This is a genomic window from Methanoregula sp. (assembly GCF_035543475.1).
GTDB lineage: Archaea > Halobacteriota > Methanomicrobia > Methanomicrobiales > Methanospirillaceae > Methanoregula.
In genome coordinates this window covers 43,389-55,404 of the sequence record NZ_DATKKA010000016.1, presented here as the reverse complement: position 1 = coordinate 55,404, position 12,016 = coordinate 43,389, and the positions used below count along the sequence as shown (strand labels likewise).

10 protein-coding genes are annotated in these 12,016 nt (G+C 59.1%); 5 read left to right on the top strand and 5 right to left on the bottom strand.

What is annotated here, in order from left to right:
• Positions 1-654 (bottom strand): helix-turn-helix domain-containing protein (locus VMS83_RS06150; protein WP_325410897.1); only part of this gene is annotated, 654 nt, incomplete at its 3' end.
• Positions 655-894: 240 nt separating this feature from the next.
• Here VMS83_RS06150 and VMS83_RS06145 point away from each other — a divergent pair.
• The 4 genes from VMS83_RS06145 to VMS83_RS06130 all read left to right on the top strand — a co-directional run bounded on the left by VMS83_RS06145 (position 895) and on the right by VMS83_RS06130 (position 5,051).
• Entirely contained in the window at positions 895-1,095 is a 201-nt protein-coding gene (locus tag VMS83_RS06145; RefSeq protein ID WP_325410895.1) for a hypothetical protein, read from the top strand.
• Positions 1,092-3,404: an ArnT family glycosyltransferase gene (locus VMS83_RS06140; RefSeq protein WP_325410893.1), complete on the top strand. Its 2,313-nt coding sequence runs from the start codon at positions 1,092-1,094 to the stop codon at positions 3,402-3,404. Before VMS83_RS06145 ends, VMS83_RS06140 begins: the two co-directional genes overlap by 4 nt.
• A 9-nt stretch (positions 3,405-3,413) precedes the next feature.
• Positions 3,414-3,851, top strand: a complete 438-nt coding sequence (locus tag VMS83_RS06135; RefSeq protein WP_325410891.1) for a GtrA family protein — start codon at positions 3,414-3,416, stop codon at positions 3,849-3,851.
• Between the two features lie 603 nt (positions 3,852-4,454).
• Complete coding sequence (locus VMS83_RS06130; protein ID WP_325410889.1) at positions 4,455-5,051, top strand: hypothetical protein; 597 nt, start codon at positions 4,455-4,457, stop codon at positions 5,049-5,051.
• 326 nt (positions 5,052-5,377) lie between these two features.
• Here the strand turns inward: VMS83_RS06130 and gatE are convergent, their stop codons facing one another.
• Genes gatE through VMS83_RS06110 form a run of 4 tightly spaced genes read right to left on the bottom strand, consistent with a single transcriptional unit; the run spans position 5,378 to position 10,560 of the window.
• Positions 5,378-7,276: a Glu-tRNA(Gln) amidotransferase subunit GatE gene (gatE, locus tag VMS83_RS06125; RefSeq protein WP_325410887.1), complete on the bottom strand. Its 1,899-nt coding sequence runs from the start codon at positions 7,274-7,276 to the stop codon at positions 5,378-5,380.
• A complete protein-coding gene (gatD, locus tag VMS83_RS06120; RefSeq protein ID WP_325410901.1) occupies positions 7,266-8,504 on the bottom strand; it encodes a Glu-tRNA(Gln) amidotransferase subunit GatD in 1,239 nt (412 codons plus the stop codon). The genes gatE and gatD overlap by 11 nt, the downstream gene beginning before the upstream one ends.
• Positions 8,501-9,982 carry an argininosuccinate lyase gene (argH, locus tag VMS83_RS06115; RefSeq protein ID WP_414674913.1) on the bottom strand — a complete coding sequence of 494 codons (1,482 nt, stop codon included), beginning with the start codon at positions 9,980-9,982 and terminating at the stop codon, positions 8,501-8,503. The genes gatD and argH overlap by 4 nt, the downstream gene beginning before the upstream one ends.
• 44 nt (positions 9,983-10,026) lie before the next feature.
• On the bottom strand, positions 10,027-10,560 hold the full coding sequence (locus tag VMS83_RS06110) for a helix-turn-helix domain-containing protein (protein ID WP_325410883.1): 534 nt from the start codon (positions 10,558-10,560) through the stop codon (positions 10,027-10,029).
• Positions 10,561-10,771: 211 nt separating this feature from the next.
• On the opposite strand from VMS83_RS06110, the gene VMS83_RS06105 reads away from it, so the two are divergent.
• A complete protein-coding gene (locus tag VMS83_RS06105) occupies positions 10,772-12,013 on the top strand; it encodes an ABC transporter substrate-binding protein (RefSeq protein ID WP_325410881.1) in 1,242 nt (413 codons plus the stop codon).
• Positions 12,014-12,016: the final 3 nt, after the last annotated feature.

The following is a 12,016-nucleotide window of genomic DNA, read 5'->3' as shown; positions in this document are numbered from 1 at the left end:
GTAGGTCCCGCCCAGGCTGCCCCGGTCCTCGATCTGCCAGCAGTCCCCTGCCCGGGAGATGACCGCGTGGGGCTTGGTGATCCGTGTCACCATGGCGTAATCCTCAGGGAGCACGATATCGGTCGTGGCCGTCCGCCCGGGGTTGTCGGGGTCAACACGGCCAATTGCGCTGTGGTCCTTTTTGAGCAAAAACGTCCGCCCGGCTGCGCTCCCGCTCATGAGGTGGAGGGCAGGGCTCGTGGTCCCTGCTTCGGCAATGACCGCGGCCCGTACGGTCTCCAGTTTCTTTGCGATCTCGCCAAACCCGATCGGCACGTTCACCCGGGAAAAGACTCCGAGGTTTTTTATGAGCATCTCCAGGCTGCCCTCGGCAAGGGAGAACTTCCAGACCGGGTGGATCCCCTTGACGGTCTCCCTCCCGAAGCCGGCCTCCTTTTTTACAATGCCGATATGGACCAGCTGGTCGATGTGTTTTTTCGTGTTCGCATAGCTCGTGTTAATCCTTGAAGCGATCTCGGTGATCTCTTTTGGCTCTTTTTCGATCACCTTGAGGATCTTCAGCCGCACGGGGTTGGAGAGGACTTCCAGGTATTCGGATAATTCCGCGATGAACTCAGGATCGGTTGCGACGCTGACCGTTTTCTTGTCTGTCATCACGATGGGCCTCCGATGAGTCCGGGCCTGCCCGGAAATGGCTGGTATACGTTACCATAGTATCTGTGCAGGGAATAAAATAGATTGGCATTTCCCCTGTCGGGAGGGGAGAGTACACAGGTAAAAACGGCGAACCGGTCCCCCGGCCTTGATATATGATCCTTACCGGTTCAATATATCACTCCGGTGGCCCTGCATTGACCGGGACCATGGCACCAATATATCCGTTTCAGGACGGTTATGTTCCTTACCGAAGGGAAATCCATGGAAACCATACCGGCCCTGCGAAACAGGCAGAAGTGGCATATCATCACCTCAGAAGAGATTGCACGGATCCGCGAGCTGCTCGCCGGGATAGAAAAGGATGGAACGGAACAGAGCAGGGCAGATGCACAGGAGATCGCGGGTATGGTAACCCTGATCGAGCGGCGGCTGGTATGAGGATTCCGGAATTTGTACAACGGTACCGGGCGGAGTTCCTCCTTTTTGGGATCCTCCTCCTCGCGGCATTCCTTAATCTCTGGAACATCTGGAATCAGGGCATATCGAATACGTACTATGCCGCGGCCGTAAAGAGCATGCTTGAGAACCCGGTGGCCGGCTTCTTCAACTCCTTTGATCCGGCCGGGTTTATCACTATTGACAAACCGCCGGTAGGCCTCTGGGTCCAGGCAGCCTTTGCTGCAGTCTTAGGGTTCCAGGGATGGGTGCTCGTCCTCCCCCAGGCACTTGCCGGCGTCGGTTCGGTAGCACTGCTCTATTTCATCATCTCCCGCCCGTTCGGGAAGCCTGCGGGGCTCGTTGCTGCCCTGGCCCTGGCCGTGACGCCAATCTTTGTTGCTATCTCCCGGAACGGGACAATGGACACGCAGCTGATCTTTGTCCTTCTCCTGGCGGTCTGGGCGGTCCTAAAAGCGGCCCGGGAGCGGTCGCTTCCCTGGCTTATTGCCTCGGTTGTTCTCATCGGGATCGGGTTCAACATCAAGATGATCCAGGCATTCATCGTGGTCCCGGCCGTCCTTCTCGTCTATTTCCTCGGCGTTACTGAGTTTACCGGGAAGAAACGGGCCCTTCATCTGGGAATCGCGGTGGTTGTCCTCCTTGCGGTCTCGCTTTCCTGGGCAGTTGCAGTGGACATGGTCCCGGCGAGCGAACGCCCGTACATCGGGGGGAGCGGGGACAACACGGTTCTTGGCCTTATCATCGATTACAACGGCCTCCACCGGCTCGGGATCGACGACACAAGTGGCGGTCCCGGCGGATCCTCAGGCGGACAGGCAGGTTCAGGATCGGGCAGCGGCATAATCCAGAGTGCAGGTACAACCGGTTCATCGTTTGCAGGACCTGGCGGTAACAACGATCTGTCCGGTACGCCACCAGGAAGTCCGGGCGAGAGCCCCGGAGGGATGACACCTCCCGGCCAGGGATCGCAGCAGACGGGAGCATCCGGGATTTCCGGCGGAGCCCCGGGTAACATGGGCGGCGGGATGAACAGCGGGGGGAGCCCGAGCATCTTCCGGGTCTTCCGGGAGGGTCTTGCCGGGGATATCTCCTGGCTGCTCCTCTTCGCGCTGATCGGGGTTCTTGCCTGGATCCGCAGACCCGCAACCCTCTCCCTTACGGGCCTCCAGGATGCCGGGCTTACCGGCGAAAGGGGCCTGGCACTCATCGCCATGCTGCTCTGGCTGATCCCCGGCCTGCTGTATTTCAGCTTCACCACGGGGTTCTTCCACGATTACTACATCGCCACCCTGGCCCCGCCGATCGCAGGACTGGTCGGGATTGGTGCGGTCGGGATGTACCAAAAGTACGTCAGCGGCGGCGTTTCCGGGTGGCTCCTTCCTGTTGCGGTGCTTGTCACCGGCCTAGCCGGGGTCCTCTTCCTTACCTATAACGCGGACTTTGCCGGTCCTCTCATGCCGGTCGTCCTTTTCGGGACGCTCGCCTGCACCGGGCTCCTTGCTTGGATGCAGCGCAAAAAGAAAACCGCGCTCGTCCACTACCGGCTGCCCATCGTCGCGGTGGCGCTTGGCATCCTCTTTATCGCGCCCCTTGTCTGGTCCTGTACCCCGATTATGACCGGGAACGGGGGTAACATCCCGACCGCAGGTCCGCAGGGCTCGGGCGGCGGGATGATCGGAGGTATGCCCGGAGGGGCCACGTTCCCGGGCCCGGGAGATTCCGGAATTGCGGGTGGGGTTGACAGACGCGGACTGGCACGCAACCAGTCCAGGGATGGCACCGGCATGACTGGCGGGCCGCTGGGAACCGGACCGGGCACCGGAGAAGAGGACGGATCCACGAGCAAACTCGCTGCATTCCTGCTCGCCCATACCAAGAACGAGACCTGGATCGTTGCAGTCCCGAGCTCCCAGGAAGGGGCCGGCCTGATTATTGCGACCGGAAAGCCGGTTATGGACCTGGGAGGATTCACGGGAAGTGACCAGGTCCTGGACCTCACGGTCCTTGAAACCTACATCCATGAGGACAAGGTCCGTTATTTCGAGACCGGCGGGATGAGTGGGATGAGCGGCGGCGGCCAGAACAGCGGGAACAGCGAACTCTTCAGCTGGGTTTCCACCCACTGCACGGTGGTCCCTGCATCGGAGTGGGGCGGTTCTGCGGTGACCGCAGGGAACCGGACCGGGAGCCTCCCGCTGCCCGGTATAACCGGCACCGGGAGCGCAATGGTGGGCGGGAGCTTCGGGGGATCAGCAAACGCCCTCTATGACTGCCTTGGCGCAGCATGAGCACCGGCCATGGCACACGAAGGAGATACAGGGTGCAGGACCATGTCCCCCGGGATCACCGGACTCTTCCCCGGGCGGATCGTCCCGTTCTTCTGCGTCGGGATCCTCTCATCCCTCGTGGACATCGGGCTGATGTACGCATTCACTACGTACCTCGGGCTCTGGTACCTGACTGCGGCAGCGTTCTCGTACTGCTGCGGGATCGTGGTCAGTTACCTCGCCAACAAGTACCTCACGTTCCATGACACGGGCCGGAAGACTGCCGCGCAGTTTGCCACTTTTGCAGCGATCTCGGTCTCCTGCTTAATCGTCAACCTGGGAATTGTCTGGCTCGCGGTTACTTTCCTCTCCCTCTCCCCCCTCATGGCAAAGATCCTCGCAACCGGAATCGCCTTCCTGTGGAGCTACCACGGACAGAGCCGGTTCACGTTCCGGAATGCGAAGTAAACCGGACGGAATCCCGGAATTACCCGGAGGGTGACCGAAAAAGAGGGTTCAAAGGCAATTTTCGCAGGAAACCCAGGGGATCTTCTTACCCGGATGCTCCTTTCCAGCCCCGCATGAGGCCCCCGGCCACAGATCTGCCATAATTCTCCAAAAACACATGATTGATTCAGCCCCGTACCGGGCCCCTGAATTTTCAGGCCATAGACGCGTTCTTTTGGCTAAAAATACTTCGGATGATCATTTCATCGCTCCACTTTTTTGTCCCCGGGAAACCCCGCTAATTTGCACGGTCAATTCCCGTTTAAAACAGCCTGTTTTGAAAAATAACAATTTAAACAAAAAATCGTGGAGTGGAATGGCACCCTTTCCACTGGAACCATCCGGACCCGGTACCGGTCCGGAAATTCTCCGTCGGAGAACAAATCCCGGGAGAGTGCAGGTCAGGTCACGGGCATCCTTTATAAAGCAAGTGTTGTCCCGGGTGTAAAGTGGATTGAGAGGGGAGGAGGATTTCCCCGGGAAATCCTGTCAAAAGCCGGGAGATATCAGCAGGGAAGAGCCAATAAGAGGAATTCTTATGGTTCGCCTGCCATAATCACGAGTATGAAAATTGTTGTTTCCCTGCTTCTCCTGATCGCACTTACTGCCGCGATCATCGGGTGCACACAACCTGCATCTTCCGGCGCTTCCCCGGCACCGGTACAGACCACGGTAACCACCCCGGAGGCGACGCCCACCACGGAAGTACAGACATCCGCCCCGACCCCGGCACCGACAGAAGAGGTCACCACGGCACCGACACTCTCCTCCATATTCCCGGAAAGCTCCGGGATGAAAAATATCCAGACAATCGTTGGCGTGGGCGATGAGACGGTCACGAACGTTTCTATCCCCTCAAGTTACTGGGAACTCTGGTACACGGCCGACCCCCTGACCACGGGCGGGCAGGACGTCCAGTCGCCATCGGGGTCCTATTCCGCAGTCTTTCCCAGCCTCACGATCAAGATCGTTGACCACGATTCCGGAAAAGTTATTGACACCATCCAGCCCCCGGGAGGTCTTGACACCGCACTCTGGCAGAAAAACGGCGACCCCCGGCCCTGGTCACAGAAATACTATTCCGGGAATGCGGTGTACGACTTCGACATTTCCGCGCAGAACCTCCGGTTATATACGATAGAGATTCACGTCCCCTCATAAGATCAGGTTCACACCCCACGAACCTGATACCGTAAATCCAGAGCAGCGGGAAAGCTGCTTCATACCAAATTTTTACCAGGATAATAGCAGGGTCCCCTGCCTGAGAACAAAATGATGGGGGCTGATGCCCCCATACCCCCACGAGCGAGGAATGCCGCCGCCCCAAACGGGGCGCCCCCGCGGCGGATCAGAACGTAAAGCGGACACTCATTTGCCCCGCCGTGCCCCACGAGGGGCCCTGATGCAGGAAGCCATCGCTCTCACCACAGCAAATAGAGTTAGAGATTTTTTCAGCAATTCAAAAAACGGGGATAGGAAACGTCCACTCACTTCTTCGCAGCGAGCACCTTCTCAATCTCTTTCCGGAGAAGCTCACTTACAACTTTCCCGTCCACCGAGCCCCGGACCTCCTGCATCACGACACCCATCAGGGGCCCGAGTGCGCCCTTCTGCTTCTCGGTGACAAACTCCGCTCTGTCGGCGACAATCTTCTTGATCACCGCTTCAAGCTCATCGCGGGAAACGGTCGGGGCGAGCTTTGCCATCGCGTCTTCCGCGGTGCTCCCATTGGCAATGGCGGTGAGGATCTCCGGAATGGCCTCTTTTGCCACTTGGATCGTAGCGGAACCAGATATATTGATCTGTGCACTACCACTGATAGGCTGTATCCCTACTGCCCGAAGCACCGCTAATATTGCATCGTCAGATATTTTATCGGTGTCCACCCCATCGCGGCGGAGCTCCTTGATCGTCGCAAGCAATGTACGGGACGCAAGATTTGCCCCACTCCCTTCATTGATTGCCCGCTCGAAGACGGGGAGGTACTCTGAGAATGCCATCTGCTTAGCAACCGCCGGGTCGAGGCCAAGGTCCTTTGCAAACCGCTCGGCCTTCACGGTCAGGAGTTCCGGCACGAAAACCGCATTCCACCGGGCCTCATCAATCCGCACGGGGAGCACATCGGTCTCGGGATACATCCGCTCTGCGCCGGGCAGCGGGCGCATGTACGCGGTGCTGCCCTCTTCGAGCATCTTCCGTGTCTCCTCGGGTACAGGTTTCTCCGAAAGGGCAAGCATCGCCCGGGTGTGGACCTGGTTCCAGGCGCACGTAGCCTGCTTTTCATTTGCACCCGAAACAAGGATCACGGCGTCCTGCTCTTTTGCGTGGACAAACTCGCGGAGCCGGGCAACCTCTTCTTCGGTGACTCCGTACGCGGGCAGCTCATCGGTATGGAAGATCCCGCCCACGCCACATTTCTTGGCATAGTCCGACATCTCGCTCCCGAGCCGGCGGCCGGGCTGGATCTCGCGGCCGACAAGGCCGGCAAAGCCCGGCAGGACAAGGGCAAAAATCTTCTTGGACTTCTTGAGTACCGCGGACTTTGTCTCCTTAAAGAGGGCTGTGATGTCGATCTGCCCGGAGCCCACGCTCGCATGGCGCTGGAGAAGTTCCTTCTGGATCGCGAGGAGAGCCTGCTGCCGCTGGACCTCCCGGCGCACGACCTCGGCGATCAGGGCAAGGTCCTGCACGCCCTTGATCTCCACCCGGGCGCCGTCTTTGATGGAGATATTGACATCCTGCCGGATCGTGCCAAGGCCGCGCTTGACCGCGCCGGTGGAGCGGAGCACCATCCCGATGTATTCCGCTACCCGCTGCACGTCCTTGGGGGTATGCATGCAGGGCGAGGTGGTGATCTCGATAAGCGGGATCCCAAGCCGGTCAAGCGAGAAGATGTCGTCCTTGACCCGTTGTGCCGCCTCTTCTTCGATACAGATCGTCTCGATGCTCCCGCCGTTCGGGAGTGCGCCGTTGATGGCCACAAGGGCGGTGCGCTGGAACCCGCTCGTGTTCGATCCGTCGATCACGAGCTTCCTCATCGTGTGCACCTGCGGGATCGGGGTCATGCCAAAGGTCTTGGCGATGGTAAGGCCGATGTCGAGCGCCTCCTCATTGAGCGGCGCGGGCGGTTCCTCATCGTTCTCCACAAGACAGGTGGTGGGGTAAGTATAGTACACGAACTTCCGCACCCGCTTCATCTCTTCCTGTGCGGCCCGGTCAATCGCGCCCATTTCGCTCTCGGTGGCCCGCAGGTACCGGAAGAACTCTCCCGAGTGCTCCGCGTTGTCCCGGATCATGGTCGGGCAGTGGCAGAAGAGTTTCTCTTTCGTGTCCAGCTGCTGGTGGATCTCGATCCCGGCCACGAGGCCGGCTGCCTTATAATCCATGGGCGCTCCTCCGCATGCACTCGCCTTTGAGATCGGTTGCCATCAGCGACGCCGCCTTTACCGGGTCTTTCTCGTTCCCGAGCACCCACATCTGTTTGACAAGCGCCACCTCGGGGAGCATGTCCCCGCCTTCGATGACACCCGCTGCAAGGAGGTCGCGGCCCGTGTCGTACACCCGGTCGCAGACCCTGCCGTGCATGCACTGAGAGGTCATGATGACCTGTGTCCCGCCAGCAACAAGCTTTTTGATCTGCGGGATCATCGCGGTGCTCACGTGCCCGAGACCGGTGCCGGAAAGAATGAGGCCTTTGTATCCTTCGTACGCCTTCAGGATATCAGGAGACATGCCGGGGTAGAACTGGATAAGGGCGCAGTGCGGTTCGAGCTTGTCGTACAGGGCAAGCTTGTGCGTGCCCCGTTTGACTGCTGCATCAGACAGGGTGACCGTGCGGGTCGCGTAATCAACGGTCCCGATTGGGGGAATCCCGATGCTCTGGAACGCATCGCGCCGGGAGGTGTGCATCTTCCGCACCCTTGTTCCCCGGTGGATGGCGCAGGCATCGTCGTTTGTGGTCGCGTGCATTACGACCGCTACCTCGCCAAGCCCGCTCTCTGCCGCAAGTGCCGCACAGACCCCGTTCATCGCATTGTCGCTGGACGGTCGGTCCGCAGAGCGCTGCGATCCGACAAAGACAACCGGGACGGGCGTGTCGAGCATGAAGCTCACCGCTGCAGCGCTGTAGGCCATCGTGTCCGTGCCGTGGGTGACGATCACCCCGGTGACGCCGTGCTTGATCTCATCGTGGATCGCCCGGGCCAGCTCCTGCCAGATCGCAGGGGTCATGTTTTCTGAAAGGATTGTATAGAGCACTTTGGTGCGGTACCGCCCGATCTCGGCAAGGGCCGGGATTGCGGTCAGGATATCGTCCGCATCGAACTGGCTGGTGACCGCACCGGTCCGGTAATCGATCCGGCTCGCGATCGTCCCGCCGGTGGAGATGATGGCCAGTTCGGGCAGTTTTGGGTCCTGTTTGATGGGCGCACTCCGGGGAGTGGATGCCGGTGCCGGGGAGACGAGCGTACAGCATGCTTTTTCCACCCCGATATTGTAGCCGCTCGAGAGCTTGACGACCGCCATCCCGTCGCGCTCGGTAATATAGGTCCCGGAAAGGGTCCTGTTGCCGTACGTGCAGGAGACATGGTCACCTGAGGAAAACGATCCGGTTATGCTACCAGCCTCCGTGCATCAGCAATCAGGAACTCTTTGGCCTTTGCGATCGTTGCCAGCCGCTCATCGATGAATGACGAGTCCGTGTCGAGAAGTTTCTTCCGGTCCGCAATCGCGATCTTGGTGGCAAACGGTGCCGGCCCGCCGGTGGCCCGCCGTACCTCAACCGAGTGTGCCACATCGAGCGCCTTATCAATCTGGTCCTGCGTAAGTCCCTTGGCGGCAAGCGAGATCCCGACATCGAGCTCCTTTGCCGCGGCTTCAAGAGTCTCCAAAGAGAGGCTCCCCTTCTGTACGGCCCTGCCTACGATGTTGTGGGCCATGCGGAAGGGCAGGCCATAGTCCCGCACAAGGGTGTCGGCAAGCTCGGTCGCGGTGGAGAAACCTTTACCCGCTTCCTCCTTCATGCGCTCCGTATCGAATGTGGCGCTGGAGAGCATATCGATAAGGAGGCGCAGGCTCTCTTTTGCATCCCGCATCCCGCGCCAGATATTGGGCGTGAGCTCCTGGAGGTCGCGGTTGTAGCTCATGGGCAGGCCCTTGACCGTCATGAGGGCTCCTGTATAGGCCCCGAAGACCGAACCGGTCTTTGCCCGCATGATCTCGGCGGTGTCCGGGTTCTTCTTCTGCGGCATGATCGACGAGGTCGAGCAGAACGCGTCGTCGAGCACCACGAATTTCACAAACGAGGTGCTCCAGATGACCAGCTCCTCGCAGAGCCGGCTCACGTTCGCCATCATAAGGGAAAGGTCGGCGAGGGTTTCGAGGGCAAAGTCCCGTGTCGCGACCGCGTCCATGGTATTGACCACCGGGCCGTCGAACGCCAGCAGTTTTGCGGTATACTCGCGGTCGATGGGATAGCCGGTGGAGGCGAACGCGGCGGCCCCGAGCGGGCAGAGGTTGACCCGGGCATAGGCATCGCGGAGCCGGTCAAAGTCCCGGGTAAACTGCTGCTCGTAGGCGAGGAGGTGATGGGCAAGGGTGGTGGGCTGGGCATGCTGCATGTGGGTGAACCCGGGCATGACCGATTCCCGGTGCTTCTCGGCCAGGGCAACAAGCACCTCGCGGACCTTGAGGAGCGCTGCCATCTGCTTGAGGAGGTCTTCGCGGAGCTTGAGCCGGATGCAGGTCGCCACCTCGTCGTTTCTCGACCGGCCCATGTGCATGCGGCCGCCGACATCCACGCCCACGGCCTCGATGAGGAGGGTCTCGATCCCCGCGTGGACATCCTCGAAACGGTCGTCAAAGACCTCCTCGGGGACCCCCTCGCTGTTGAGTTCCAGGAGCGCCGGCAGGAGCTGCTTTGCAATATCGGTGCCGATGATCTTCTGGCGTTCGAGCATCAGCACGTGGGCGATATCCACCAGCACATCGGCATCGGCGATACAGCGGTCGGATCGCATCGAGGAGAGGAAGCGCATCATCTCCCCGGTCCTCTCGCCCGAAAGGCGTCCCAGTCTTACTACATCGGTCCGCATCCGTTTTCCCTCTTCGTATACACTCATGTGTGTGCGCGGATCGATTAAATCCACGCCTTCCGGGCGGCCAGTTCGATCGCTTGCTGGACCGATTCGCGCGGTATAATCGTCGCTACCGGTACATGGACAAGCTGCTCGATGATGCTCGAGACGATTGGGGCGCAGACAATTGCAATCGCCCCTTCCCGCTCTGCCCGCACCGCGGCCACGATCGCGTCCTCCATGGTATGGACCGGGTACTCCCGTACCCGCATATGGTGGCCGTCCACGTCAGCCATCCGTTCCTCGACACTCTCGAGCACAGGCCTTGCCGCGATCAGGCCGATAAAATTCTCGTCGCCCACGTGGTAGAAATGCCGGAGGGCCTTGGTGATCTCCCGCAGGGTCGAGAGGTTGGGCGAGCGTTTCCCGTGCAGGATCTTATAGAGCGAACTCTGGGCGATCCCGCAGTGCTCCGCAAGATCCCGCACGCTGATACGAAGATCGTTTTTCAGGAGATCGTTTAACGTGGCCACAAACGCCTCATCCGAGGTGAGGGCAGCGCGCATAAGCCGGTCAACCGGGTCCACATGTGCCATAGCAAAGATACAATACGAGAAATTATTACAAAAAAATTTTCTTTTTGTCCAAAAATAATGAGTTTCTCTGCTGAACGGATTAACAACCAGTGGACAAGAAGCATAATTATTTTATCCAATTGTAAATATTTTGTCCACTTTTTTCCTGAATTGGATAAAATACTTGCCGAAATGGTGCACTTTTTTATGATCGCCCGGATAACCCGTACGTATGAAATTCATGAAACTTACGGCAATTGCGTTTGTTACGCTTGCCCTTGTCCTTGTCCTGCTCTCTGCCGGCTGCACGCAGCCGGCCGGTACTTCCTCAGGCAGTGCCGCAGTACCTTCAGCCAACGGGACGGTCGGAATTCTCGAGACCGCAGGCGTCGGCCCGATGCCCTCGCTGCTTGCCACCGGCCAGGTTGACGGGTACATTGCCTGGCAGCCGGTCGTTGAAGCAGGTGTGGAGAGCAACATCGGCCATGTCGCGGTCTATTCCAAGGACCTCCCGCCCGCAGGAGAATGGAGCGACCACCCGCAGAACGTCTTTGTGGTAAGAAAGGACTTCTACGCCCAGAACCCTGACTTTGTCAATGACTTCTCTGCTCTCAACCTTGCAGCAACCCAGTACATCAACGACCACCCGCAGGAAACTGCCGCGATCGATGCGGACTGGCTGGCCGGCGGACAAAACTTCACCTACGGAAACGTAAGCGTCTCTTCGGTGACCGCAGTCAATAACTCTATTCCCACTATTGAGTTCTCGAACAATCCCTCAGACTCCTGGAAAGCCAGCACCTCGGATTTCGTGCAGGCACTTATTAACCTCGGGACCGTCAGGGGTTTTGTCGCAAACAGTACCAACCAGGATACCGTTCTTTACAACTTCCAGCCGTTCACCAGCGCAACTGCCATCATCTCTTCAAAGAATGTGATCACTCCTGCACCCATGCAGAATACGGTGGGTGTCGGGTACCTCATGGCAGTAGATCACTCCGCACTCTTTGTCGCGGTGAAGGACTGGCAGTACTTCAATGACACCTACGGTATTGCCCTCAAGCCCGAAGATCTGACCAAGGCAAAACCGGATGTTGCGGACTTCATTGTTAACGGCCAGAAAGTTGCAACGGTCAACCTGGTGCCGGCAAACGCCGGGCCCAACCTGATGCAGCTTGCAGCTACCAACTCGATCCAGATGTCCTATGTCGGTGTTCCCCCGGCAATCAGTGCGATTGACCAGGGGATTCCGATCACCATTGCGTACCCAATCGACAATCTGGGAAGCGGCCTGGTAGTCGCCAATGGCGCACCGGTCCAGGACTGGCAGAGCTTTGCCGCATGGGCAAAGGCTCGCTCGGATGCTGGAAAGCCACTGGTGATCGCGGCGCCCGGTAAGGGCTCCATCCAGGATGTCATGATCCGCAGCGCCCTGCAGAACAGCGGCATTACCGTAACTGAAGTGAAGGTTTGAAGA

Coding starts and splice junctions, on each gene's coding strand:
- VMS83_RS06145 (WP_325410895.1), top strand. CDS start 895: ATGTTCCTTACCGAAGGGAAATCCATGGAAACCATACCGGCCCTGCGA.
- VMS83_RS06140 (WP_325410893.1), top strand. CDS start 1,092: ATGAGGATTCCGGAATTTGTACAACGGTACCGGGCGGAGTTCCTCCTT.
- VMS83_RS06135 (WP_325410891.1), top strand. CDS start 3,414: ATGGCACACGAAGGAGATACAGGGTGCAGGACCATGTCCCCCGGGATC.
- VMS83_RS06130 (WP_325410889.1), top strand. CDS start 4,455: ATGAAAATTGTTGTTTCCCTGCTTCTCCTGATCGCACTTACTGCCGCG.
- gatE (WP_325410887.1), bottom strand. CDS start 7,276: ATGGATTATAAGGCAGCCGGCCTCGTGGCCGGGATCGAGATCCACCAG.
- argH (WP_414674913.1), bottom strand. CDS start 9,982: ATGCGGACCGATGTAGTAAGACTGGGACGCCTTTCGGGCGAGAGGACC.
- VMS83_RS06110 (WP_325410883.1), bottom strand. CDS start 10,560: ATGGCACATGTGGACCCGGTTGACCGGCTTATGCGCGCTGCCCTCACC.
- VMS83_RS06105 (WP_325410881.1), top strand. CDS start 10,772: ATGAAATTCATGAAACTTACGGCAATTGCGTTTGTTACGCTTGCCCTT.